This window comes from Acidovorax sp. Leaf160 (assembly GCF_001424265.1).
Taxonomy (GTDB): domain Bacteria; phylum Pseudomonadota; class Gammaproteobacteria; order Burkholderiales; family Burkholderiaceae_C; genus Paracidovorax.
In genome coordinates this window covers 213,428-239,174 of the sequence record NZ_LMOV01000025.1, presented here as the reverse complement: position 1 = coordinate 239,174, position 25,747 = coordinate 213,428, and the positions used below count along the sequence as shown (strand labels likewise).

At 66.1% G+C, this 25,747-nt stretch carries 23 protein-coding genes; all 23 read left to right on the top strand.

The window, feature by feature from the left end; all coding sequences use genetic code 11:
- The first annotated feature begins 115 nt into the window (after positions 1 to 115).
- The 23 genes from ASF94_RS20950 (at position 116) to ASF94_RS16215 (ending at position 25,745) form a co-directional block, all read left to right on the top strand.
- Complete coding sequence (locus ASF94_RS20950) at positions 116 to 1,459, top strand: hypothetical protein (RefSeq protein ID WP_162244645.1); 1,344 nt, start codon at positions 116 to 118, stop codon at positions 1,457 to 1,459.
- A 101-nt stretch (positions 1,460 to 1,560) separates the two neighbouring features.
- Entirely contained in the window at positions 1,561 to 2,652 is a 1,092-nt protein-coding gene (gene aroB / locus ASF94_RS16320) for a 3-dehydroquinate synthase (protein WP_082493350.1), read from the top strand.
- 89 nt (positions 2,653 to 2,741) lie between these two features.
- Positions 2,742 to 3,926 (top strand): deoxyguanosinetriphosphate triphosphohydrolase, encoded by a 1,185-nt coding sequence (locus tag ASF94_RS16315; protein WP_056668719.1) that lies wholly within the window; start codon positions 2,742 to 2,744, stop codon positions 3,924 to 3,926.
- A 463-nt stretch (positions 3,927 to 4,389) separates the two neighbouring features.
- Positions 4,390 to 5,004, top strand: coding sequence for a DUF1415 domain-containing protein (locus ASF94_RS16310; protein WP_369818680.1), 615 nt, complete (start codon positions 4,390 to 4,392; stop codon positions 5,002 to 5,004).
- The gene (locus tag ASF94_RS16305) at positions 5,001 to 5,972 is read left to right on the top strand and encodes an SAM-dependent methyltransferase (protein ID WP_056668713.1); all 972 of its coding nucleotides are present in this window, start codon (positions 5,001 to 5,003) and stop codon (positions 5,970 to 5,972) included. Before ASF94_RS16310 ends, ASF94_RS16305 begins: the two co-directional genes overlap by 4 nt.
- Before the next feature lie 170 nt (positions 5,973 to 6,142).
- Positions 6,143 to 6,883: a transposase gene (locus ASF94_RS16300; RefSeq protein ID WP_056668710.1), complete on the top strand. Its 741-nt coding sequence runs from the start codon at positions 6,143 to 6,145 to the stop codon at positions 6,881 to 6,883.
- A gap of 205 nt (positions 6,884 to 7,088) precedes the next feature.
- The gene (locus tag ASF94_RS16295; RefSeq protein ID WP_056668707.1) at positions 7,089 to 11,825 is read left to right on the top strand and encodes a glutamate synthase-related protein; all 4,737 of its coding nucleotides are present in this window, start codon (positions 7,089 to 7,091) and stop codon (positions 11,823 to 11,825) included.
- A gap of 50 nt (positions 11,826 to 11,875) precedes the next feature.
- Positions 11,876 to 13,354 carry a glutamate synthase subunit beta gene (locus tag ASF94_RS16290; protein WP_056668704.1) on the top strand — a complete coding sequence of 493 codons (1,479 nt, stop codon included), beginning with the start codon at positions 11,876 to 11,878 and terminating at the stop codon, positions 13,352 to 13,354.
- A gap of 356 nt (positions 13,355 to 13,710) precedes the next feature.
- Positions 13,711 to 14,508 (top strand): amino acid ABC transporter substrate-binding protein, encoded by a 798-nt coding sequence (locus ASF94_RS16285; RefSeq protein WP_056668701.1) that lies wholly within the window; start codon positions 13,711 to 13,713, stop codon positions 14,506 to 14,508.
- A gap of 191 nt (positions 14,509 to 14,699) precedes the next feature.
- Entirely contained in the window at positions 14,700 to 15,353 is a 654-nt protein-coding gene (locus tag ASF94_RS16280; RefSeq protein WP_056668698.1) for an amino acid ABC transporter permease, read from the top strand.
- On the top strand, positions 15,334 to 16,137 hold the full coding sequence (locus tag ASF94_RS16275; RefSeq protein ID WP_056668695.1) for an amino acid ABC transporter ATP-binding protein: 804 nt from the start codon (positions 15,334 to 15,336) through the stop codon (positions 16,135 to 16,137). The genes ASF94_RS16280 and ASF94_RS16275 overlap by 20 nt, the downstream gene beginning before the upstream one ends.
- Positions 16,138 to 16,358: 221 nt before the next feature.
- Positions 16,359 to 17,189, top strand: coding sequence for an ABC transporter ATP-binding protein (locus ASF94_RS16270; protein ID WP_082493348.1), 831 nt, complete (start codon positions 16,359 to 16,361; stop codon positions 17,187 to 17,189).
- Positions 17,186 to 17,968, top strand: a complete 783-nt coding sequence (gene mlaE / locus ASF94_RS16265) for a lipid asymmetry maintenance ABC transporter permease subunit MlaE (protein WP_056668692.1) — start codon at positions 17,186 to 17,188, stop codon at positions 17,966 to 17,968. The genes ASF94_RS16270 and mlaE overlap by 4 nt, the downstream gene beginning before the upstream one ends.
- Before the next feature lie 53 nt (positions 17,969 to 18,021).
- On the top strand, positions 18,022 to 18,504 hold the full coding sequence (gene mlaD, locus ASF94_RS16260; RefSeq protein WP_056668689.1) for an outer membrane lipid asymmetry maintenance protein MlaD: 483 nt from the start codon (positions 18,022 to 18,024) through the stop codon (positions 18,502 to 18,504).
- Positions 18,501 to 19,319 (top strand): VacJ family lipoprotein, encoded by an 819-nt coding sequence (locus ASF94_RS16255; protein ID WP_056668686.1) that lies wholly within the window; start codon positions 18,501 to 18,503, stop codon positions 19,317 to 19,319. The genes mlaD and ASF94_RS16255 overlap by 4 nt, the downstream gene beginning before the upstream one ends.
- A 231-nt stretch (positions 19,320 to 19,550) precedes the next feature.
- Positions 19,551 to 20,195 (top strand): phospholipid-binding protein MlaC, encoded by a 645-nt coding sequence (locus tag ASF94_RS16250; RefSeq protein WP_056668866.1) that lies wholly within the window; start codon positions 19,551 to 19,553, stop codon positions 20,193 to 20,195.
- Between the two features lie 20 nt (positions 20,196 to 20,215).
- Positions 20,216 to 20,485, top strand: coding sequence for a lipid asymmetry maintenance protein MlaB (locus ASF94_RS16245; protein WP_056668683.1), 270 nt, complete (start codon positions 20,216 to 20,218; stop codon positions 20,483 to 20,485).
- A gap of 119 nt (positions 20,486 to 20,604) precedes the next feature.
- A complete protein-coding gene (locus tag ASF94_RS16240; RefSeq protein ID WP_056668680.1) occupies positions 20,605 to 21,555 on the top strand; it encodes an ABC transporter ATP-binding protein in 951 nt (316 codons plus the stop codon).
- Positions 21,552 to 22,307 (top strand): ABC transporter permease, encoded by a 756-nt coding sequence (locus ASF94_RS16235; protein ID WP_056668677.1) that lies wholly within the window; start codon positions 21,552 to 21,554, stop codon positions 22,305 to 22,307. The genes ASF94_RS16240 and ASF94_RS16235 overlap by 4 nt, the downstream gene beginning before the upstream one ends.
- Before the next feature lie 7 nt (positions 22,308 to 22,314).
- Positions 22,315 to 22,563, top strand: a complete 249-nt coding sequence (locus ASF94_RS16230) for a BolA family protein (RefSeq protein ID WP_056668676.1) — start codon at positions 22,315 to 22,317, stop codon at positions 22,561 to 22,563.
- A 96-nt stretch (positions 22,564 to 22,659) separates the two neighbouring features.
- Positions 22,660 to 23,964 carry a UDP-N-acetylglucosamine 1-carboxyvinyltransferase gene (gene murA, locus ASF94_RS16225; RefSeq protein WP_056668674.1) on the top strand — a complete coding sequence of 435 codons (1,305 nt, stop codon included), beginning with the start codon at positions 22,660 to 22,662 and terminating at the stop codon, positions 23,962 to 23,964.
- 94 nt (positions 23,965 to 24,058) lie between these two features.
- Positions 24,059 to 24,706 carry an ATP phosphoribosyltransferase gene (gene hisG / locus ASF94_RS16220; RefSeq protein WP_369818678.1) on the top strand — a complete coding sequence of 216 codons (648 nt, stop codon included), beginning with the start codon at positions 24,059 to 24,061 and terminating at the stop codon, positions 24,704 to 24,706.
- A 19-nt stretch (positions 24,707 to 24,725) separates the two neighbouring features.
- Positions 24,726 to 25,745, top strand: coding sequence for a YhcG family protein (locus ASF94_RS16215; protein WP_200933093.1), 1,020 nt, complete (start codon positions 24,726 to 24,728; stop codon positions 25,743 to 25,745).
- Positions 25,746 to 25,747 lie beyond the last annotated feature (2 nt).

Sequence of the window (25,747 nt, the reverse complement as noted above, 5' to 3'; positions counted from 1 at the left end):
TTGCGGTGGGGGCGGTGGCAGTTCAGGCGGCAGCGGAAGCACGGGAGGTGGCACTGCACCGGTTGCGGCAGGAACCATCACGCTGGAGGTGCTGGGCGGAGGCGGCTCGCCGACCGTGAAAATCTCCACAGCGGAAGTGGCTCAGCTCAAGGCCACTGTCAAGAACCAGTCCGGGGCCGCTATCAAAAATACCATTGTGAACTTTGCTGAGACAGGCGGAAGTTTGCTGGTGTTCTCGCCCACGTCAGGCACTGCCGCCACTGACGAGAATGGCGTTGCCATGCTGGAAGTGAAAGCCGCTGGCGGTACCTCGCTGGGAGCAACGACCGTCGGCGCCAGTGCGCAGGTGAATGGTCAACCGGTGACTATTTCCCAGGTGGTCACGCTCACCAGTGCCCCGTCAACTGGCCAAGTTGATCCACAAACCTTGGCCAGTGCACTCAACTTCCTGGATGCGAACCCTGCCGATCGATCCATTGTCATTGCAGGGGCGGGTGGGAGCGGTCGGTCGGAATCCGCAACCTTGCGTTTCCGCGTGGTTGATCGCAACAACGCGTCGGTCAAGGGCGCTGCGGTGGTGTTCAACGTTGTCCCGGCAAACGCTGTCACTTTGAACATCCCCCGTGCGGTAAGCGACAGCGAGGGTGTGGTCACTACGACGGTTTCGTCCCGCAACATTGCTACTGCAGTGGTAATTAATGCCCAGGTGGAAGGTAAGAACATCAGTTCTCAGTCCGACCAGCTGACGATCACCACCGGCATCGCTACTCAGCGAGGATTTGATCTCTCTGCGAGCAAGTTTCACTTGAACTCGGCCATTTCTGGTGACAGCTCCGAGCTGACTGTGCGGATCATCGATAGCAATGGCAACCCAGTCGCTGATGGGGTGCCGGTAGTTTTCACAGCGGATTACGGCCGCGTTGGATCATCTACCAGGGGCGGGTGCACCACAGTCAACGGAGCCTGCACGGTGACCTATGAGGTTCAGGATCCCCGTCCTGCCGACGGCACGCTTGCGACGGTAACCGTATCGACGCAGGTCGGAAACGGGACCGCAATCAGCGGTGTACTCCGTTTGGCTATCGTGAATCCCGGCGATCTGAATATCTATACGTCGAGTGAAGGCGGCAGTCTGTTTGGCGACTTCGACTTGAACACTTGCGGCAAGCAGTCGTTCCAGGTCTTCGTGGGAACTCCTGCGAATTTCGCAGCGCCTGCAGGAACCGGGGTGGCGGTGACCACTGGAATCTCCGACCTGACTGCCACCGTGCTGGCGGGTGGCACGATCTTGGATCAGCGCGCTTTCGGGAGGCGTACCGCCTTGAGTGTCGAGTTTGACCGGACGGCTGTCGCTGGCTCTGGCAGTACCACAGTAGAAATCAAGCTGACTTCTGGGGCTGTTGTTCAAACGATTTCGCGCCGGCTGAACTTCGCGGCTTGTACAGGAGCCGCGCCTTGAGCGGTAGATCTCGCATAAGCGTGTTCTAATTCTTGAGCCGGGTGGCGTGAAGCTCCCCGGCTCTTTCGTTTGTATAAAGAATTCCTGGTAACGAGGGCGCTGTGCATTCCATTCGTGTGAATCTTGCGGAGAATTCCTACCCCATCCTGATCGGCCGTAGCGCGCTCGAAACTTCATTTGCCGATGGTGTCTGGCCTGACGCCGAAGCGGTGATGATCGTGACCAATGAAGTAGTGGGTCCCTTGCACGCGGATAGCCTGCGAGGCATGCTCGCTGGCAGGTATCCCCGCGTTCTCGAGTTGAGGTTGCCGGATGGGGAGGCCTACAAGGATTGGGAAACGCTCAACCAGGTATTTCAACAACTCCTGATCAACACCTGTGGTCGCAAGACGGTGTTGGTGGCATTGGGTGGCGGCGTCGTGGGAGACATGACAGGGTTCGCTGCCGCTTGCTTCATGCGCGGGGTGCCTTTCGTTCAGGTTCCCACCACGCTTCTGGCCCAGGTTGATTCTTCCGTGGGCGGCAAGACAGCCATCAACCACCCGTTGGGCAAAAACATGGTGGGGGCCTTTTACCAGCCCCGTCTCGTGGTGTGTGACTTGAGTTTGCTGGAGACTTTACCCGCGCGCGAGCTCAGCGCAGGGCTGGCCGAAGTCATCAAGTACGGGCCGATTGCGGACATGGAGTTCATGGCATGGCTCGAGCAGCACATCGAAGCGTTGCGTGCGGGTGACCACACCGCGTTGGCGCACGCGGTGCGCCGCAGTTGCGAGATCAAGGCCCACGTGGTGGGTGTCGATGAGCGCGAATCCGGTTTGCGTGCCATCTTGAACTTCGGCCACACCTTCGGCCATGCCATCGAGGCGGGCATGGGCTACGGTACCTGGCTCCACGGCGAGGGCGTGGGCGCGGGCATGGTGATGGCGGTGGAGTTGTCGCACCGGCTCGGCCTGGTGGATGCGGCCTTCGTGCAACGGCTGCGTTCGCTGATCGAGCGGGCCGGACTGCCCGTGCGTGGGCCGGTCATCGACGCGCAGGACAACGCAGGCAGGTACCTTGCCTGGATGCGGGGCGACAAGAAGTCCGAGGCTGGCGAGATCCGTTTCGTGCTGATCGATGGCCCCGGCCGGGCGGTGATGCGCTCGGCTCCCGATGGGGTGGTGCGTGAGGTGATCGACGCATGCTGCGCTTGAGCGCCGGCGGCTCTGCTGCTCGCGCAAGTATGCTATAAAAATAATAGCACTCTGTGCTTGATGCACCTGCGCTACAGCCCTAAAAGACCATGAATTCTGCCTTGGCGCCCTACGCTTGCGATCCAGCCCGCACCCGGGGGCGGCGCCATGCGGAGGTGCCTGCCCCGACGCGTACCGAATACCAGCGCGACCGCGATCGCATCGTGCACTCGTCGGCTTTCCGCCGGCTGGTCTACAAGACCCAGGTGTTCCTCAATCACGAAGGGGACATGTTCCGCACGCGGTTGACGCATTCGCTGGAAGTGGCGCAACTGGCCCGGTCCATCGCCCGGTCGCTGTGCATCAACGAAGACCTGGTAGAGGCCATTTCTCTGGCCCACGATCTGGGGCATACCCCGTTCGGGCATGCCGGGCAGGATGCCCTGAACGAGTGCATGGCGGCGTATGGGGGCTTCGAGCACAACCTGCAAAGCCTGCGCGTGGTCGATACGCTGGAGGAGCGCTACCCCGATTACGACGGCTTGAACCTGACCTTCGAGACGCGCGAGGGCATCCTCAAGCACTGCTCGCGCCGCCATGCCGAGCAGATCGAGGCCCGTGAGCCTGGGGGCGTGGGGCAGCGCTTTCTGCTGCGCCAGCAGCCCAGTCTGGAGGCGCAGCTTTGCAATCTGGCCGACGAGATCGCCTACAACGCGCACGACATCGACGACGGCGTGCGCTCCGGTCTCATCACCCTCGAACAGCTCCAGGAGGTGCCGCTGTTCGACCGGTTCCGCAGGCTGGCGCTGGTGGCCCACCCGTCCCTGGGAGAGCCCCAGGCCCGACGCCGCTGGCTGAACGAAGCCATCCGCCGCATGCTGAGCGCGCAGGTGTACGACGTGATCGACACGACGCGGGCGGCGCTCGCCGCCGCAGCGCCTGCCGACGTGGATGCGGTGCGGCAGTCGCCCGGCCCGCTGGTCGGCTTCAGCGATGGCATGCGGGCCGAGTCGCAGGCGCTCAAGCGGTTTTTGTTCAGCCAGCTCTACCGTCACCCGCAGGTGATGGAAACCACCGGACAAGCCCAGCGGATCGTGCGGGAGTTGTTCGGTATCTACCGTGCACGGCCCGAAGAGATGAAGCCCGCCTTCGCCGCCCGCGCCATCGCGCATGCGGGCAGCGCCGAGGAGCCGCACCAGGCCCGCGTCGTAGCTGACTTCATCGCCGGCATGACCGATCGCTTCGCGGGACGGGAGCACGCGCGCCTCACCGGGCTGCAGCTGCTGGACGGCTGATTACCGCCCCTGGGAGCCCCGAGGCGGGTGAGGGCTTGAGTGGTCGTGCGCAGGCTCTGCGGTCTCGGCAGCCTCAGCAATGTCCGTCGCATCCGCCAAGCGATCGGCGCGCGCAAGCGCCAGCATGCCGTCCCCCCCACGGGTTGCGGCGCCAGTACCGCTCCGTCCCTCGCAGGGGCGCGGCCTTTGCCTGCGCCTGCGCGCTTTGCCGTCGCTTCTTTAAAATGCGCGGTCGGGAGTGTGCGGCCAGAGGCGAAGCGCTGGGCTGCAGCGACAGCGGTGCGGCGGGGTGGTCTATCACTCAAGCCGTTCAGCCCCGGCCCTCGCTCCCTTCACCACGCTTCCCGTCTTTCCCACGCACACCATGACCACCCTCCCGCCATCGTCCACGGGCTCCAAAGCCGTTCCTGCGCAGTCGCCTGATACAGGGGGTGTGCCCAGTCCCAGCGCGCCCGACGTTCGGATCGTCGTGGAAGACACCGTGCGCTGGCTGGAACGGGCGGTGATTGGTTTGAATCTCTGCCCGTTTGCCAAAGCAGTTCACATCAAGGGCCAGATCCACTATGCCGTCAGCGCCGCCACCGATGCGCGCGAACTGCTGGAGGATCTGCAGCGCGAACTCGAAACGCTGGCCGAGATGTCGGCAGAAAAGCGGGACACCACCTTGCTGATGGCGCCCGACTGCATGGCGGACTTTCTCGATTTCAACGACTTCCTGGCCTTGGCAGATGACCTGGTGGACGCGATGGACCTGGGCGGCATCTTGCAGGTGGCGTCGTTCCATCCTCAGTTTCAGTTCGAGGGCACCGCGCCCGATGACGTGACCAACAGCACCAACCGCGCTCCGTACCCCACGCTGCACCTGCTGCGCGAGGAAAGCATCGACCGCGCAGTCGAAGTCTTTCCCGAGGCCGAAGCCATCTTTGAACGCAACATCGAGGTGCTCGAAGAGCTCGGAGCCGAGGGCTGGGCGGCCCTGGACGTCGGTGCCCGGCGCGCTTGCCCGGTGCATGGCGCGGATGGCGCCGGCACACAAGATGCCGGCATCGCCAATGGCAACGCCAAGGCGGGCGCATGAAGCCGGCCCGTTCGCCATCGCCCCGTGAACACCGCGGTGACAAAGTCCAGGCCGCCGGAGGAGGCAACGGCCATCGCGTCCAGGACCCGGCGCTGCTCGCCGAACTGCGCCCGGGTCAATCCGTCGAGTTGCTGAAGGAGCTGCACATCCTGACGCGGGATGGCCGCTTGAACCAGGATTCCCGCCGCAAGCTCAAGCAGGTCTATCACCTCTTCCAGCTGATCGAACCGCTGCTGCAGGAATTGGCGGCGCCGCCGGCCGAAGGCGCGGCAGCCGGCGGGGCGGGTCCCACCCTGGCCGATCATGGAGCGGGCAAGTCCTATCTGGGCTTCATCCTGTACGACCTGTATTTCAAGGCACTGGGCCGGGGCCAAATCTACGGTATCGAAACGCGCGCCGAACTGGTCGACCGTTCCCGGGCGCTGGCGCAGCAGCTGGGGTTCGGCCGCATGTCGTTCCTCAACCTGTCGGTGGCCCAATCCACCGACGCTGCCGAGCTGCCCGAGCGCATCGACGTGGTCACCGCGTTGCATGCCTGCGACACCGCCACGGACGATGCCATCGCCTTCGGGCTGCAGAAGCGAGCCCGCGCCATGGTGCTGGTGCCGTGCTGCCAGGCCGAGGTGGCCGCATGTCTGCGGCAGGGCAAGGCGCTGCAACTTGCGCGCACACCGCTGGCGGAACTGTGGCGCCATCCGCTGCACACCCGGGAGATGGGAAGCCAACTCACCAACGTGCTGCGCTGCCTGTACCTTGAAGCCAGTGGCTACCAGGTCACCGTCACGGAACTGGTCGGCTGGGAGCACAGCATGAAGAACGAGCTGATCGTCGCGCGCTACACGGGCCAGAAGAAGCGCAGCGCAGGAGACCGGTTGCGCGCCATCCTGGCCGAGTTCGGTCTGGAGCGGTCGATGGGGCCGCGTTTCGGCCTGGGGCAGGAACCGGCGGGCGACAGCCTGGCCACCTGAGCCCCAATCCCTGAGGGTGCGCCTAGCCAGCCTGCGGAAGCGTTGGGCGCATGGCCGCGGTGAGCCTTTGGGGAAACCAGAACAAGGGCTCGCAGAAAAGGGGTCACACAAAAAAGGGGTCAGAGTCATTTTCTGACTACCATCGGCTTTTCCACCGCCGCTTTCCTTCTATGGCACGACTGCCCCGTCTGACCCTGCCAGGCTACCCCCACCACGTCATCCAGCGCGGCAATAACCGGCAGGTCATCTTTCGCGACCGGCAGGACTTCGAGACCATGCTGGCCCTGCTTGCCGAGCAGTCGGCCCGCTGCCAGGTCGCCGTGCACGCCTATGTGTTGATGGACAACCATTTCCATCTTCTGGCCACGCCGCAGACGAGCGACGGGCTGTCGCAGATGATGCAGGCGGTCGGGCGCAGCTACGTGCGCTACTTCAACGACCGGCATGGCCGCACCGGGACGCTGTGGGAAGGGCGGTACCGCTCCACGGTGGTTCAGTCCGACCGCTATCTGCTCGCCTGCATGGTCTATCTCGATCTCAACCCGGTGCGGGCGGGCATCGCGACGCAGCCCATCGACTACCCGTGGTCGAGCCACGCCCATGCGCTGGGGCTTTCCAACGACCGGCTCATCACTCCCCATGCGTTGTTCTGGGCCCTGGGCAACACGCCGTTCGCACGCGAAGCGGCCTATGCGGAACTGGTGCGTGCGGGCATCGGCAGTGCAGACCAGACCGCCATCACCGCATCGGCGCTGAGCGGCTGGGCGCTGGGGGAGAAAAGTTTCATCGAAGCACTGCAGCATCAGACTGAACGAAGGGTGGCCAAGGGCTCACCGGGCCGACCACGCACGCGCCAGATCCCGGAGGTCGGCACGGATGCGCCCAGCCCTGACCGGTCTCCGGTCCGCTGAGAAGTCGCGCAGCGCTGATCGAGAAAAGCGCTACCGAGGCAAAGCCACGTCCAAAATTAAGAGATTTAATGTGTCCCCAATTAATAACCAGCTGGCATTGGGGCTGATGAAATGGGAATCCGACCCCCATTAATGTGCTTGCATGCTTTTGCTGCAATGCACTAATCTCGGAATCCCTGCGATCACCTACAACGAGGAATGCGCCATGACGACGGCCGCCGAAATTCTGCACCTGCAACAGCACGGTCTGTATTCATCCAGCAATGAGCACGATGCGTGCGGTCTGGGCTTCGTGGCGCATATCAAGGGCGTGAAGCGTCACGACATCGTGACCCAGGCGCTGAAGATCCTCGAGAACATCGACCACCGCGGCGCCGTGGGCGCCGACAAGCTGATGGGCGACGGCGCGGGCATCCTGATCCAGATCCCCGACGCGCTCTACCGCGAAGAGATGGCCAAGCAGGGCGTGCAGCTGCCGCCCGCCGGCGAATACGGCGTGGGCATGATCTTCCTGCCCAAGGAGCATGCCTCGCGCCTGGCCTGCGAACAGGAGATGGAGCGCGCCATCAAGGCCGAAGGCCAGGTGCTGCTGGGCTGGCGCGACGTGCCGGTGAACGTGGACATGCCCATGTCGCCCACCGTGCGCAAGAAGGAGCCCATCCTGCGCCAGGTGTTCATCGGCCGCGGCAACGACGTGATCGTGCAGGACGCGCTGGAACGCAAGCTCTACGTGATCCGCAAGACGGCCAGCGCCAACATCCAGGCGCTCAAGCTCAAGCACAGCAAGGAATACTACGTTCCCAGCATGTCCAGCCGCACCGTGGTCTACAAGGGCCTGCTGCTGGCGGACCAGGTGGGCACGTACTACCTGGACCTGCAGGACGAGCGCTGCGTCTCGGCCATCGGCCTGGTGCACCAGCGCTTCTCCACCAACACCTTCCCCGAATGGCCGCTGGCCCACCCGTACCGCTACGTGGCGCACAACGGCGAGATCAACACCGTCAAGGGCAACTACAACTGGATGAAGGCGCGCGAAGGCGTGATGGCCTCGCCCGTGCTGGCGGCCGACCTGAAGAAGCTCTACCCCATCAGCTTCGCCGACCAGTCCGACACCGCCACGTTCGACAACTGCCTCGAACTGCTGACCATGGCCGGCTACCCCATCAGCCAGGCCGTGATGATGATGATTCCCGAGCCGTGGGAACAGCACACCACCATGGACGAGCGCCGCCGCGCCTTCTATGAATACCACGCCGCGATGATGGAACCCTGGGACGGCCCGGCCTCCATCGTGTTCACCGACGGCCGCCAGATCGGCGCCACGCTGGACCGCAACGGCCTGCGCCCCTCGCGCTACTGCATCACCGACGACGACCTGGTGGTGATGGCCTCGGAATCCGGCGTGCTGCCCATTCCCGAGAACAAAATCGTGCGCAAGTGGCGCCTGCAGCCCGGCAAGATGTTCCTGATCGACCTGGAACAGGGCCGCATGATCGACGACGACGAGCTCAAGGCCAACATCGTCAACACCAAGCCCTACAAGCAGTGGATCGAGAACCTGCGCATCAAGCTGGACGATGTGGGCGCCGACGTGTCCGCCGCGCCCGCCAAGGCCGAGCTGCCTTTGCTGGAGCGCCAGCAGGCCTTCGGCTACACGCAGGAAGACATCAAGTTCCTGATGGCGCCCATGGCCAAGAACGGCGAAGAGGGCATTGGCTCCATGGGCAACGACAGCCCGCTGGCCGTGCTGTCGGGCAAGGACAAGCCGCTCTACAACTACTTCAAGCAGCTGTTCGCCCAGGTGACCAACCCGCCGATCGACCCGATCCGCGAGGCCATCGTGATGTCGCTCAACAGCTTCATCGGCCCCAAGCCCAACCTGCTGGACATCAACCAGGTCAACCCGCCGATGCGGCTCGAAGTGAGCCAGCCCATCCTGGACTTCGCCGGCATGGCCAAGCTGCACGCCATCGAGCAGCACACCCAGGGCAAGTTCAAGAGCGCCACCATCGACATCACCTACCCGCTGGCGTGGGGGCGCGAGGGCGTGGAAGCCAAGCTCGCATCGCTCTGCGCACAGGCTGTCGACGCCATCAAGGGCGGCGCCAACATCCTCATCATCAGCGACCGTGCGGTGAGCGCCACGCAGGTGGCCATCCCGGCGCTGCTGGCGCTGTCGGCCATCCACCAGCATCTGGTGCGTGAAGGCCTGCGCACCACCGCTGGCCTGGTGGTGGAAACCGGCACCGCGCGCGAAGTGCACCACTTCGCCGTGCTGGCCGGCTATGGCGCCGAAGCCGTGCACCCCTACCTGGCCATGGAAACCCTGGCCGAGCTGCACGCCGGCATGCCGGGCGACCTGTCGCCCGACAAAGCCATCTACAACTACGTGAAGGCCATCGGCAAGGGCCTCTCCAAGATCATGTCCAAGATGGGCGTGAGCACGTACATGAGCTACTGCGGCGCGCAGCTGTTCGAGGCCATCGGCCTCAACAGCGACACCGTCAGCAAGTACTTCACCGGCACCGCCAGCCGCGTGGAAGGCATCGGCGTGTTCGAGATCGCCGAAGAGTCCATCCGCATGCACAAGGCCGCGTTCAGCGACGACCCGGTGCTGGAAACCATGCTGGACGCCGGCGGCGAATACGCCTGGCGCGCCCGTGGCGAAGAGCACATGTGGAGCCCCGACGCCATCGCCAAGCTGCAGCACTCCACCCGTGCCAACAACTGGAACACGTACAAGGAATACGCCCAGATCATCAACGACCAGAGCCGCCGCCACATGACGCTGCGCGGCCTGTTCGAGTTCAAGTTCGACCCGGCCAAGGCCATTCCCGTGGACCAGGTCGAGTCGGCCAAGGAAATCGTCAAGCGCTTCGCCACCGGCGCCATGTCGCTGGGCTCGATCTCCACCGAGGCGCACGCCACGCTGGCCGTCGCCATGAACCGCATCGGCGGCAAGAGCAACACGGGCGAGGGCGGCGAAGACGCGGCCCGCTACCGCCAGGAACTCAAGGGCATCCCGATCAAGCAGGGCGATACGCTCAAGAGCGTGATCGGCGCCGAGAACGTCGAGGTCGATCTGCCCCTGCAGGACGGCGACTCGCTGCGCTCCAAGATCAAGCAGGTGGCCTCGGGCCGTTTCGGCGTCACGGCCGAATACCTGTCGTCGGCCGACCAGATCCAGATCAAGATGGCCCAGGGCGCCAAGCCGGGCGAAGGCGGCCAGCTGCCCGGCGGCAAGGTCAGCAACTACATCGGCAAGCTGCGCCACAGCGTGCCGGGCGTGGGCCTGATCTCGCCCCCGCCGCACCACGACATCTACTCCATCGAGGATCTGGCCCAGCTGATCCACGACCTGAAGAACGTGGCGCCGCACGCCAGCATCAGCACCAAGCTGGTGTCCGAAGTGGGCGTGGGCACCATCGCCGCGGGCGTGACCAAGTGCAAGAGCGACCACCTGGTGATCGCCGGCCATGACGGCGGTACGGGCGCGTCGCCCTGGTCGTCCATCAAGCATGCCGGCGGCCCGTGGGAGATCGGCCTGGCCGAGACGCAGCAGACCCTGGTGCTGAACCGACTGCGCGGCCGCGTGCGCGTGCAGGCCGACGGCCAGATGAAGACCGGCCGCGACGTCGCCATCGGCGCGCTGCTGGGCGCAGATGAGTTCGGCTTCGCCACCGCGCCGCTGGTGGTCGAGGGCTGCATCATGATGCGCAAGTGCCACCTGAACACCTGCCCGGTGGGCGTGGCCACGCAGGACCCCGAGCTGCGCAAGAAGTTCTCGGGCAAGCCCGAGCACGTGGTGAACTACTTCTTCTTCATCGCCGAAGAAGTCCGCCAGATCATGGCGCAGCTTGGAATCGCCAAGTTCGACGACCTGATCGGCCGCTCCGACCTGCTGGACGTGCGCGCCGGAATCGCCCACTGGAAGGCCCGCGGCCTGGACTTCAGCCGCCTCTTCGCCCAGCCCAACGTGCCGGCCGACGTGCCGCGCTTCCACGTCGACGTGCAGGACCACAACATCGAGCACACGCTGGACCGCAAGCTGATCGAGCGCAGCCGCCCCGCCATCGACAAGGGCGAGCGCGTGCAGTTCATCGAGGTGGCCCGCAACGTGAACCGCTCCGTGGGCGCCATGCTCTCGGGCGAAGTCACCCGCGCGCACCCTGAAGGCCTGCCCGACGACAGCATCCGCATCCAGCTCGAAGGCACGGGCGGGCAGTCGTTCGGCGCGTTTCTCACGCGCGGCATCACGCTCTACCTGATCGGCGACGCCAACGACTACACCGGCAAGGGCCTGTCGGGCGGCCGCGTGGTGGTGCGCCCCAGCATCGACTTCCGCGGCGACACCACGCGCAACACCATCGTCGGCAACACGGTGATGTACGGCGCCACGTCGGGCGAATCGTTCTTCAGCGGCGTGGCCGGCGAACGCTTCGCGGTGCGCCTCTCGGGTGCTTCCACGGTGGTGGAAGGCACGGGCGACCACGGCTGCGAATACATGACCGGCGGCACCGTCGTGGTGCTGGGCAAGACCGGCCGCAACTTCGCGGCCGGCATGAGCGGCGGCGTGGCCTATGTGTATGACGAGGACGGCCTCTTCCACACCCGCTGCAACCTGTCGATGGTGACGCTGGAGCGCGTGCTGGCGGCCGACGAGCAGACCGCCAGCGTGCCCGGCGCCATCTGGCACCGGGGCCAGTCCGACGAAGCCCAGCTCAAGAAGATGCTGGAAGACCACAACCGCTGGACCGGCAGCAAGCGCGCGCGCGAACTGCTGGACAACTGGGCGGCATCGCGGGCCAAGTTCGTCAAGGTCTTCCCGACCGAGTACAAGCGCGCCCTGTCCGAAATCAACGAACGCAAGGCAATCGAGGAGCCCGCGACCCCACCGGTCGCCAACCCTCCGAAGAAGGAAGCCACGGCCGCCGCCAAGTAAGGCGCAGGCCCAGCCACCCCACCGCATTCACAGACATCAGGACAGACATCATGGGAAAGACCACCGGCTTCATGGAGTACGAGCGCATCGAGGAGGGCTACCGCCCGCCGGCCGAGCGCCTGAAGCACTACAAGGAATTCGTCATCGGGCTCGATGACCAGCAGGCCAAGATCCAGGGCGCGCGCTGCATGGACTGCGGCACGCCGTTCTGCAACAACGGCTGCCCGGTCAACAACATCATTCCGGACTTCAACGACCTGGTCTATCAACAGGACTGGAAGAGCGCCATTGCCGTGCTGCACAGCACGAACAACTTCCCCGAGTTCACCGGCCGCATCTGCCCCGCGCCCTGCGAGGCGGCCTGCGTGCTGAACGTGAACGACGACCCGGTGGGCATCAAGTCCATCGAGCACGCCATCATCGACCGCGCCTGGGCCGAAGGCTGGGTCACGCCCCTGCCGCCCAAGCACAAGACCGGCAAGAAGATCGCCGTGGTGGGCTCCGGCCCCGCCGGCATGGCGGCGGCGCAGCAGCTGGCGCGCGTGGGCCACGACGTGACCCTGTTCGAGAAGAACGACCGCATCGGCGGCCTGCTGCGCTACGGCATTCCCGACTTCAAGATGGAGAAGTCGCACATCGACCGCCGCGCCGAGCAGATGGCCGCCGAGGGCGTCACCATCCGCACCGGCGTGTTCATCGGGGCGGCCAAGGACGGCCTGGGCAAGGGCTCCAAGGTCACCAACTGGGCCAAGGAAACCATCACGCCCGAGCAGCTGCAGAAGGACTTCGACGCCGTGCTGCTGACCGGCGGCGCAGAGCAGTCGCGCGACCTGCCCGTGCCCGGCCGCGACCTGGACGGCGTGCACTTCGCCATGGAATTCCTGCCCCAGCAGAACAAGGTCAACGCCGGCGACAAGCTCAAGGGCCAGCTGCGCGCCGACGGCAAGCACGTCATCGTGATCGGTGGCGGCGACACCGGCAGCGACTGCGTGGGCACCAGCAACCGCCACGGCGCGGCCAGCGTCACGCAGTTCGAGCTCATGCCCCAGCCGCCCGAGGAAGAGAACCGTCCGCTGACCTGGCCCTACTGGCCGATCAAGCTGCGCACCAGCTCCAGCCATGAAGAGGGCTGCGAGCGCGAGTTCGCCATCTCCACCAAGGAGCTGCTGGGCGAGAAGGGCAAGGTCACCGGCCTGAAGACCGTGCGGGTCGAATGGAAGGACGGCAAGATGGTCGAGGTCGCCGGCTCCGAACAGGTGCTGAAGGCCGACCTGGTGCTGTTGGCCATGGGCTTCGTGAGCCCGGTCGCCGCGGTGCTGGAGGCCTTCGGCGTGGACAAGGACGCGCGCGGCAATGCCAAGGCCACCACCGACTTCGACGGCGGCTACGCCACCAACGTGCCCAAGGTCTTCGCCGCCGGCGACATCCGTCGCGGCCAGTCGCTGGTCGTCTGGGCCATCCGCGAAGGCCGCCAGGCCGCTCGTGCGGTGGACGAGTTCCTGATGGGGTATTCCGACCTGCCGCGTTGAGCGGACGTCCGGGTTTCGTGCAAGGCGGCGCCTCTCTGGGCGCCGTTTTTCCATGGCGGTGCGGAGGGCAGGGTGTGCAGGCCAGGCGGCTGCCAGGCCAGCGGTACATGTCGCCATGCTATTGAAAAAATAGCTGCAAGCTCTGGATGCGGGCGGGCTGCAGGCGGTTTTTATGCTCACCCCGTGCCGGGCTCACATGGGGCTCATTCCGCAGGCCTGCAGGCTCTATGACGACTGGGCGACAATACAGGTTCTCCCCCATCGCATCCGCCCGAGCCACCGGCCATTCGGCCCTGGCCGTGCGGTGTTTTTTTGTTTGCCTGCCTTCCCCTTTGTTTGCTGGAAACCGATTCGCCATGAAGAAGATCGCCGCCATTGCCCTGCTGTCCATGGGCGCCCTGCTGGCCGCCTGCGGCAAGAACGAAACCGCCCAGGCGCCGGCCGCCGCACCCGCACCCGCCGCCATCACCAAGATCGTGGTGGGCCTGGACGACAACTTCCCGCCCATGGGCTTCCGCGACGACAAGAACCAGCTGGTCGGCTTCGACATCGACATGGCCCGCGAAGCCGCCCGGCGCATGGGCGTGGAGGTGGAGTTCAAGCCCATCGACTGGAGCGCCAAGGAGGCTGAGCTGTCCGGCAAGCGCGTCGATGCGCTGTGGAACGGCCTGACGATCACCGAAGAGCGCAAGCAGAACATTGGCTTCACCGCGCCCTACATGGAGAACCACCAGATCATCGTGGTGCCAGCGTCGTCGGCCATCAAGACCCGTGCCGACCTGGCCGGCAAGACCGTCGGCGCGCAGGATGGGTCCAGCGCCGTCGATGCGGTCAAGAAGGACGACGCCGTGTTCAAGTCGTTCAAGGAGTTCAAGACTTTCGGCGACAACGTGACCGCGCTGATGGATCTTTCCACCGGCCGGCTGGATGCCGTGGTGGTCGATGAGGTGGTGGGCCGCTACTACGTGGCCAAGAAGCCGCAGGACTACGCCGTGCTGGAAGACAACTTCGGCACCGAGGAATACGGCGTGGGCGTGCGCAAGGACGACACTGCCCTGCAAGGCCGCCTGGATACGGCCCTCGGCGAGATGAAGAAGGACGGCGCTGCCGCCAAGATCGCCGAGCAGTGGTTCGGCAAGAACATCGTCAAATAAGGGAGCAACCCCCTGAGGCGCTGCGCGCCTTCCCCCTTCTCTCGCCTCGCTGCGCGATGCGGGATGGGGGACGCAGCCGGCGCGGCGGGGCGGCCCTTGCGCGGCTGCCACTGGCCTTCGGCCGCGCCAGTGCGTTGGCCTTGGGCCCTGCCTGTCGCAGCACTGCAGACAACAGATTCCGTAGCAGATAGATGGATTACGTTCTTTCCCTTCTGGGGCCGTTGGCGCAGGGTGCCAGCGTCACCCTGAAGCTCTTTGTCATCACGCTCGCGCTGGCGGTGCCGCTGGGGCTGCTGCTGGCGCTCGCGCGCACCTCGCGCTGGCGGCTGCTGTCGGGCGTGGTCAATGGCTACATCTGGCTCATGCGCGGCACGCCGCTCATGCTGCAGATGCTGTTCATCTACTTCGCGCTGCCCTTCGTGCCGGTCATCGGTGTTCGGCTGCCTGACTTTCCGGCGGCGGTGGTGGCGTTCGCGCTCAACTACGCGGCCTATTTCGCCGAAATCTTCCGCGCCGGCATCCAGTCGGTGGACCGGGGGCAGTACGAGGCCGCCCGCGTGCTGGGCATGACCTACGGCCAGACCATGCGCCGCATCGTGCTGCCGCAGATGGTGCGCCGCGTGCTGCCGCCCATGAGCAACGAGACTATCACGCTGGTCAAGGACACCTCGCTGATCTACGTGCTGGCCCTGAACGACCTGCTGCGCGCCGCGCGCGGCTTCGTGCAGCGCGACTTCACGACCACGCCGTTCATCGTGGCGGCGGCCTTCTACCTTCTCATGACCCTGGTGCTGACCTGGGGCTTCCAGCGGCTGGAGCGGCGCTATGCCAAGCACGATGACTGATGGGCCGACGTCCCCCGGCAGCGCCGAGCCGATGATCGACGCGCGGGACATCCACAAGGCCTTCGGCCACACCCAGGTGCTGCAGGGCGTATCGCTGCAGCTGCGCCGGGGCGAGGTGGTGGCCGTGATCGGCCCTTCGGGCTCGGGCAAGAGCACCTTCCTGCGCTGCCTGAACCGGCTGGAGACCATCGACCGGGGCCACGTCGCGATCGGCGGCGAGGTGCTGACCACGACCGGGGCCGACGGCCGCTGCAGCTATGCGCCCGAGGCCGAGCTGCGCCGCATCTGCCGCAAGACCGGCATGGTGTTCCAGCACTTCAACCTGTTTCCGCACCTGACCGTGCTGCAGAACGTGATCGAGGCGCCCATGGTGGTGCAGGGCCTGCCGCGCGACGCGGCCATCGCCCGGGCCGAGGCGCTGCTGGCCAAGGTCGGCCTGGCGGACAAGCGCAACAACTACCCGGCGCGGCTGTCCGGCGGGCAGAAGCAGCGCGTGGCCATCGCCCGGGCGCTGGCCATGGAGCCGGAGATCATGCTGTTCGACGAGCCCACCTCGGCGCTCGACCCCGAACTGACCGGCGAGGTGCTGCGCACCATGCGCGCTCTGGCGCAGGAGCACATGACCATGCTGGTGGTGACGCACGAGATGGGTTTCGCCCGCGAAGTGGCGCACACGGCCGTCTTCATGGACCAGGGCCGCATCCTCGAGTCGGGCCCCGCGGCGGCGATGTTCGCCCAGCCCCAGCATGCCCGGACGCAGGGTTTCCTGCGCAGCATGCTGTGATGTGCGACTGCAACAAGGTGGGCGGCAACTCCAAGATGAAAAAGGTCTGAGAACGTTGTAGAAACAGCGCCGTTAGCTATAGAAACAGTAGCGATTCCAATCGGTGAAATCTGCAAACATGCATGCATGTATGTTTGAGGTACCATCGTCCCACACCGCGTTCCCCTCCCTGCGGAGACAATCCGCGCGGCCCGCTCCTTTCCTGCCGAATTTCCCATCGCATGCCATCACCCACCGCCCTGGTCGAACTGCGCAACGTCACGTTCTCGTATGGAGACCGCGTGATCCTGCGCGACGTGTCGCTGGCCGTGCCGCGCGGCAAGGTCACCGCGCTGATGGGCGCTTCGGGCGGCGGCAAGACGACGGTGCTGCGCCTGATCGGCGGCCAGCAGAAGGCTCAGCAGGGCGAGGTGCTGGTGGACGGGCAGGACGTCGGCCGCATGGACGCGGACACGCTCTACGCCGCCCGCCGCCGCATGGGCATGCTGTTCCAGTTCGGCGCGCTGTTCACCGACATGAGCGTGTTCGAGAACGTAGCCTTTCCGCTGCGTGAGCACACCGACCTGCCGGAAGAGCTGATCCGCGACATCGTGCTGATGAAGCTGCACGCCGTGGGGCTGCGGGGCGCGCGCGACCTCATGCCCAGCCAGATCTCCGGCGGAATGGCCCGTCGCGTGGCGCTGGCGCGGGCCATCGCGCTGGACCCGCAGCTCATCATGTACGACGAGCCCTTCGCCGGGCTCGACCCCATCTCTCTCGGGATCGCCGCGCAGCTGATCCGCCAGCTGAACGACGCGATGGGCCTCACCACCCTGGTGGTCTCGCACGACGTGGAGGAAACCTTCCGCGTCGCCGACCACGTCATCGTGCTGGGCCCCGGTACCGTGGCCGCGCAGGGAAGCCCCGACGAGGTGCGTGCCAGCACCGACCCGCTGGTGCGCCAGTTCGTCAACGCGCTGCCCACCGGGCCGGTGCCTTTCCACTACCCCGGCCCGACCCTGGCCGACGACTTCGGCCCCGTGGGCGGTGTGCCGGCCGGAGGTGCGCGATGAGCTGGTGGCGTCCTTCCGATGTCGGTTTCGCCGTGCGCAGCAAGCTGGCCGACCTGGGCTTGGCGGCGCGCCTCTTCGTGCGCCTCGTCGCGCTGATCGGCTCGACGCTGCGGCGCCCGGCGCTGCTGCGCGACCAGATCCATTTCCTCGGCAACTATTCGCTCTCGATCATCGCCATGTCGGGCCTGTTCGTCGGCTTCGTGCTGGCGCTGCAGGGCCACAACGTGCTGCAGCGTTACGGCTCGGCCAACGCGCTGGGGCTGGTCGTCACGCTGAGCCTGGTGCGTGAGCTCGGGCCGGTGGTCACCGCGCTGCTGTTCGCCGGCCGGGCGGGCACCTCGCTCACGGCCGAGATCGGCCTGATGCGCGCCGGCGAGCAGCTGTCGGCCATGGAGATGATGGCGGTCGATCCGGTGCGCCGCATCCTCGCGCCCCGGTTCTGGGGCGGCGTCATCGCCATGCCGCTGCTGGCGGCGGTGTTCAGCGCGGTCGGGGTCATCGGCGGCTGGATCGTGGGCGTCCTGATGATCGGCGTCGACACCGGTGCCTTCTGGGGCCAGATGCAAAGCGGCGTGGACGTGTTCAAGGATGTGGGCAACGGGGTCATCAAGAGCCTGGTGTTCGGCCTAGCCGTCACCTTCATCGCCGTATTCCAGGGCTATGTCGCCAAGCCCACGCCCGAGGGCGTGTCGCGTGCCACCACCCGCACGGTGGTGGTGGCCTCGCTCGCGGTGCTGGGGCTGGACTTCATCCTCACCGCATTGATGTTCACCATGTGAGCGGCGCCGGCACACAGCGCACCGACTCATCAGACACACAAGGAAAAATTCACATGCAGCATTCCAAGAACGATCTCTGGGTGGGCCTGTTCGTCCTGCTGGGCGGCGCCGCGCTGGTGTTCCTGGCCTTGCAGTCGGCCAACCTGCTGAGCCTGAATTTCCACACCGGCTACCCCATCGTCGCCAAGTTCGACAACATCGGCGGGCTGAAGCCCCAGGCCGCGGTGCGCAGTGCCGGTGTCGTGGTCGGCCGGGTGCAGTCCATCACCTTCGACGACAAGACCTTCCGCGCCAATGTGACGCTGGACCTGGACAAGCGCTATGCCTTCCCCAAGGACAGCTCGTTCAAGATCCTCACCAGCGGCTTGCTGGGAGACCAATACATCGGCGTGGAAGCCGGTGCCGACGAAAAGAACCTGGCTGCAGGTGACGTGGTGACGGCCACGCAATCGGCGATCGTGCTGGAGAACCTGATCGGACAGTTCCTGTACGGCAAGGCTGAAGAGGGCGCCTCGAGCGCGGGAAGCAAGAAATGACAATGACGAACAACACCCCCTACCTGCCGGCCGCCGCCCGGCGCAGCGCAGGCGCGGCCTCGCTGGCCATCGGCGCGCTGATGCTCGCCGGCTGCGCCACCGGCCCCGACGCCAATCCGCGCGACCCGCTCGAGCCCTACAACCGGACGATGACGCGCTTCAACGACCAGGTCGACCGAGCCGTCTTCAAGCCGGTCGCCACGGCCTACCGCGACACCGTTCCGTCGCCCGTGCGCACGGGCGTGAGCAACTTCTTCTCGAACCTGAACGACGTCTGGTCGTTCGTGAACAACGTGCTGCAATTGAAGGGCAGCGAGGCCATGGACAGCCTCGTGCGCTTCAACGTCAACACCGTGTTCGGCCTGGGCGGCGTGCTGGACATCGCCTCGGAAATGGGCATTCCGCGCCGCCGCACCGACTTCGGCCTGACGCTGGGCAGCTACGGCGTGCCGACCGGTCCGTACCTGGTGCTGCCGCTGCTCGGCCCCTCCACGGTGCGCGACACCGTGGCACTGCCGGTCGATGCGCGCGGCAACGTTCTGCAGGTGGTCGATCCGGTCTCGGCGCGCAACCAGCTCTACGCACTGCGCCTGGTCGACACGCGCGCCAACCTGCTGTCGGCCGGCAATGTGCTGGAAACCGCTGCGCTCGACCGCTACAGCTTCACCCGCGATGTCTACCTGCGCGTGCGTGGCCAGGACGTCGAGCCGTTTGGCTCGAACGGCGGCAGTGCAGGCAGCAATGGCGGCGGAAGGAGCGGCAGCGACGACGACTACGATCCGGATGCCGGCATGCTGCCGCCGGAGCCGAACTGACAGCCCTCCCGCCCCCGGGCGGTGCCACCGGCCGGTCGCTCGCGCCTCTTGCACGGGCCGCATCCGCGATCGCCCGAGGCGCCCCGCCTGCCGGCAACGCGGCGGTTGCATCGACTTGCAACCGGGTACTCGTCCGACGCATTGCGCGCGGGCTGAAATTCCACAATGCCGCTTGAACCCATGGCGTGCGCACCAGGCGGTGCCCGCCAGACGAAAGGAATGACGAAGATGATGATTTTCCGACGCGATCTGGGCCGCTGGGCCCTGGCACTGGCTGCCGCCACCACGCTGGCCGGCCCCATGGCGGCCTGGGCCGCCGATGAGGCGCCCGACGAACTGGTGCGCCGGCTTTCGTCCGACGTGCTCGAGAAGGTGCGCTCCGACAAGTCGCTGCAACGGGGTGACATCAACCGCGTCGTGGCGCTGGTCGACCAGACCATCCTGCCGCACGTGAACTTCCGCCGCATGACGGCCGCCGCGGCCGGCCCGGCCTGGCGCCAGGCCACGCCGCAGCAGCAGGCGCGCCTGCAGGATGAATTCAAGACGCTGCTCATCCGCACCTATTCGGGCGCGCTGAACCAGGTCAGCGACCAGACGATCACCGTCAAGCCGCTGCGCATGTCGCCGGAAGACAAGGACGTGCTGGTGCGCACCGAGATCAAGGGCCGTGGCGAGCCGGTGCAGCTGGACTACCGCCTGGAGAAGACGCCGGGCGAGGGCGCGGGCTGGAAGGTCTACAACCTCAACGTGATGGGCGTGTGGCTGGTCGATACCTACCGCAGCCAGTTCGCGCAGGAGATCAATGCCAAGGGCATCGACGGCCTGATCGAGTCGCTGGCCGCCCGCAACAAGACCAACGCCGGCAAGTCCAGCTGATTGGTGCCGAGGCTCCCCGCATGCTCGTGCTCCCGCCCGAACTGACCCATGCGCAGGCCACGGCCAGCCTGCGCATGCTGCTGGAGGGCCTGAAGGCCTACCGCGACCCCGCACTGGTGGTGGATGCCACCGCGCTCACCACCTTCGATTCGTCCGCGCTGGCGGTGCTGCTGGAATGCCGCCGCAATGCGCTGTCCGAGGGCAAGACCTTCGCGGTCAAGTCGCTGCCGCCGGCCCTGGCCACCCTGGCCGGCCTCTACGGCGTGGACGAACTCCTTCCCGCCGCCTGACCGGGCACGCGCAGGGCCGGACGCTGGCAGGCTGCCGCGCTGCGGGACGGCCCTGCACCGATCGCCCCGGCGCCCATCCCTTGTACCGTGAGGCCGTAAAATCGCGGGCTCCCATGCCTATGCCCGCCGTCTCCTTCCAATCCGTCTCCAAGACCTTCCATACGGCCAAGGGGCCGTTCCAGGCGCTCGACGGGGTCAGCCTCGACATCGAAGAGGGCGAATTCTTCGGCCTGCTGGGGCCGAACGGCGCCGGCAAGACCACGCTCATCAGCATCCTCGCGGGGCTGGCCCGCGCCACCGGTGGCCGCGTGCTGGTGCAGGGCAGCGACGTGCAGGCCGACTATGCGGCGGCCCGCCGCAAGCTGGGCGTGGTGCCGCAGGAACTGGTGTTCGACCCCTTCTTCAACGTGCGCGAGGCGCTGCGCATCCAGTCCGGCTATTTCGGCGTGAAGGACAACGACGCCTGGATCGACGAGCTGCTGGAAAACCTTGGCCTGGCCGACAAGGCCACCGCCAACATGCGGCAGCTCTCGGGCGGGATGAAGCGCCGCGTGCTGGTGGCGCAGGCGCTGGTGCACAAGCCGCCCATCATCGTGCTGGACGAGCCCACGGCCGGGGTCGATGTGGAGCTGCGCCAGACGCTCTGGCAGTTCGTCGCGCGCCTGAACAAGCAAGGCCACACCGTGCTGCTCACCACCCACTACCTGGAAGAGGCCGAGGCCCTGTGCAACCGCATCGCCATGCTCAAGCGCGGCGCCAGCGGCGGGCAGGTGGTGGCGCTGGCGACCACGTCCGAGCTGCTGCAGGCCGCCTCGGGCAGCGTCCTGCAGTTCAAGACCGATGTGGCGCTGCCCCCGGCGCTGGCGGTGCTGGCGCGGGTCACCGGCCGCATCGTGCAGCTGCCGGCGCAGGACGCGGCGGAGATCGAGAGCCACCTGGCCGCCCTGCGCGTGGCCGGCGTGGACGTGCACGATCTGGAAATTCGCCGGCCCGACCTGGAAGACGTGTTCCTGCAGGTGATGTCAGGCACCTCGGCGTCCAACATTCCCCTGGGCGAGGTGGCGCTATGACCGGCTGGCAGACGCTGTTCTACAAGGAAATCCTGCGGTTCTGGAAGGTGAGCTTCCAGACCGTCGCCGCGCCGGTGCTTACCGCCGTGCTGTACCTGCTGATCTTCGGCCACGTGCTGGAAGACCATGTGAAGGTCTACGACCGCATCGGCTACACCGCCTTCCTGGTGCCGGGCCTGGTGATGATGAGCATTCTGCAGAACGCCTTCGCCAACAGCTCGTCCAGCCTGGTGCAGAGCAAGATCATGGGCAGCCTCGTCTTCGTGCTGCTGACGCCGCTGTCGCACTGGGGCTGGTTCGTGGCCTATGTGGGCTCGTCCATCGTGCGCGGGCTGGCCGTGGGGCTGGGGGTGTTCGTGGTCACGCTGGCTTTTGCCCGGCCCGAGTTCGCGGCGCCGCTCTGGATTCTGGTGTTCGCGCTGCTGGGTGCCGCGCTGCTGGCCACGCTGGGCCTGATCGCCGGACTCTGGGCCGACAAATTCGACCAGATGGCGGCCTTCCAGAACTTCGTCATCGTGCCCATGACCTTCCTCTCGGGCGTGTTCTATTCCATCCAGTCGCTGCCGCCTTTCTGGCAGACCGTGAGCCACCTGAACCCGTTCTTCTACATGATCGACGGCTTCCGCTACGGCTTCTTCGGGCAGAGCGACACCTCGCCGTGGCTCAGCCTTGCCATCGTCGGCTCCGCCTGGCTGGCGGTGAGCGCGCTGGCCGTGCACCTGCTGCGCACCGGCTACAAGATCAGAAACTGAAAACCCCATGACCGCAGACGACCTCAAGCACCTCATCGCCTCCGGCCTCGCGTGCGAGCACATCACGCTCGAAGGCGACGGCCGCCACTGGTACGCCACCATCGTGTCGTCCGAGTTCGAGGGCAAGCGCGCCATCCAGCGCCACCAGCGCGTCTACGCCACCCTGGGCACCAAGATGCACACCGACGAGGTGCACGCCCTGTCGATGAAGACCTTCACGCCCGCCGAGTGGGCGGCGCAGCCCGCGAACCCCTGATCTGCCATTGCGATTGCTATAAAAATAATAGCTGGAAGTGCCCGTGGATAGGGCGCTTGAGCTGCTTTTGACTTCAAGAACATCGGGCGAAACGCCATGGACAAACTCCTGATTCGCGGCGGCCGGCCGCTGCACGGCGAAGTGCTCATCTCCGGCGCCAAGAACGCGGCGCTGCCCGAACTCTGCGCGGCATTGCTGACGGCCGAGCCGGTCACGCTGCTGAACGTGCCCCGCCTGCAGGACGTGGCCACCATGCTCACGCTGATCCGCAACATGGGCGTGGCCGTCGACCGGCCCGCCGTGGCCGACTGCGAAGACCGGGTGGAGAACGGCGTTTCCACCGACGTCCACATCGATGCCAGCGGCCTGAACACGCCCGAAGCCCCGTACGAGCTGGTCAAGACCATGCGCGCCTCGGTGCTGGCGCTGGGCCCGCTGCTGGCGCGCTTCGGCGAGGCGACGGTGTCGCTGCCCGGCGGCTGCGCCATCGGCTCGCGTCCGGTCGACCAGCACATCAAGGGCCTGACGGCCATGGGCGCCGAGATCCTGGTCGAGCACGGCTACATGATCGCCAAGCTGGCTGCCGGCCGCACGCGGCTGAAAGGCGCGCACATCACCACCGACATGGTCACGGTGACCGGCACCGAGAACCTGCTCATGGCCGCCACGCTCGCCGAAGGCGACACGGTGCTGGAAAACGCCGCGCAGGAACCGGAGATCACCGACCTGGCCGAGATGCTGATCGCCATGGGCGCGCAGATCGAGGGCCACGGCACCAGCCGCATCCGCATCCAGGGCGTGGAGCGCCTGCACGGCTGCACCCACCGCGTGGTGGCTGACCGCATCGAAGCCGGCACCTTTCTCTGCGCCGTGGCCGCCACGGGCGGCGATGCGCTGCTGCGCCACGGCCGCGCCGACCACCTGGACGCCGTGATCGACAAGCTGCGCGAGGCCGGCGTGCAGGTGCAGGCCGAGGAGGGCGGCATCCGCGTGCGCAGCGGCGGCGGCGCCGGCCTGAAGGCCCAGGGCTTCCGCACCACCGAATACCCGGGCTTTCCGACCGACATGCAGGCGCAGTTCATGGCGCTGAACGTGGTGGCCCAGGGCACGGCCACGGTCACCGAAACCATCTTCGAGAACCGCTTCATGCATGTGGACGAACTGCTGCGCCTGGGCGCGCACATCCGCACCGACGGCAAGGTGGCGGTCGTCGAAGGCGCGGCCCGCCTGTCGGGCGCGACGGTGAGGGCGACCGACCTGCGGGCCTCGGCCAGCCTGGTCATCGCCGGCCTGGTGGCCGACGGCGAAACCGTGGTGGACCGCATCTACCACCTGGACCGCGGCTACGACTGCATGGAAGCCAAGCTGCGCGGCCTGGGCGCCGATATCGAAAGAATATGACCCCCACGCTCCCTGCTGCGCATGGTTCGCTGCCCCCCGAGGGGGCCTTCGCGCCTTGGGGCGGCCCGGCGGCGCTCAAGCAATGACACAGCCTATGAACACCCTTACCCTAGCCCTCTCCAAGGGCCGCATCTTCGAAGAAACCCTGCCGCTGCTGGCCGCCGCCGGCATCGAGGTGCTGGAGGATCCGGAAAAATCGCGCAAGCTGATCCTGCCGACCAACCAGCCGCACGTGCGCGTGGTGCTGGTGCGTGCCTCCGACGTGCCGACCTACGTGCAATACGGCGGCGCCGACCTGGGCGTGACCGGCAAGGACACGCTGATCGAACACGGCGGCCAGGGCCTTTTCCAGCCGCTGGACCTGCGCATCGCGCGCTGCCGTGTCAGCGTGGCCGTGCGGAGCGACTTCGACTACGCGCGCGCCGTCAAGCAGGGCTCCCGCCTGAAGGTCGCCACCAAGTACACCTCCATCGCGCGCGACTTCTTCGCCGCGAAGGGCGTGCACGTGGACATGATCAAGCTCTACGGCAGCATGGAGCTGGCTCCGCTCACGGGCCTTGCCGACGCCATCGTCGATCTGGTTTCCACCGGCAACACGCTCAAGGCCAATCACCTGGTCGAAGTGGAGCGCATCATGGACATCAGCTCGCACCTGGTGGTGAACCAGGCCGCGCTCAAGCTCAAGCAGGCACCGCTGCGCCGCATCATCGATGCGTTCGCCGGGGCCATCGCGCCCGAGTGAAGACAGGCCGGGCCACGTCGTGACCAACGCTCCGCAAACCGCCGATTTCGCCGACATCGCCCGCCTGGTCGCTGCATCCCGGCAGCAGGCCGTGCAGGCGGTCAACACCTTGCTGGTCGACTTGTACTGGCAGATCGGCGAGAGCATCAGCCGCAGGATCGCTGCGGCCGAGTGGGGCGATGGCGTGGTGGACGAACTCGCCCGATACCTGGCCCGCACGCAGCCGGGGCTGCGCGGGTTCACCCGGGCCAACCTGTTCCGGATGCGGCAGCTGTACGAAGCCTACGCAGGCAACGAATTAGTCGCACCACTGGTGAGACAAATTCCGTGGACTCATCACCTGATCATCCTCAGCCAGGGCAAGCGTCCTGAAGAGCGTGAGTTCTACGTTCGGTTGACGGCTCGTGAGAGGTGGAGCAAGAGGGAACTGGAGCGTCAGTTCAAGGCCGCCCTTTTCGAGCGAACGGTGCTGCATCCGCTGAAAGCCTCGCCCCTGGCGATGCAAACCCACCCGGACGTCGCCAGCATCTTCAAAGACAGCTACGTCGTCGAATTCCTCGGGCTGCCAGCCAGCCATGCCGAAGCCGACCTTCACCAAAGCCTGCTCGCCAGGCTCAAGGACTTCCTGATCGAGCTGGGCCGGGATTTCTGCTTCGTCGGCAGCGAATACCCCTTGCAGGTCGGCGGACGGGACTTCGCGCTCGACCTGCTGTTCTTTCATCGCGGCCTCAACAGCCTGGTGGCCATCGAACTGAAGGTGGGCCGGTTCGAGCCGGAATATCTGGGCAAGCTCAACTTCTACCTCGAAGCGCTGGACCGCGACGTCAAGAAACCCCATGAGCGTCCTGCCATCGGCGTGCTGCTGTGTGCCAGCAAGGACGACGAGGTGGTCGAATACGCCTTGAGCCGCAGCACCTCGCCCTCGCTGATCGCGGAGTACCAGACACAATTGCCCGACAAGGCGCTGCTGCGTGCGAAGCTGCACGAGTTCTATCTGCAGAACACGCAGTCCGACGCCGCCGCGGATTCGAGTGAATGACT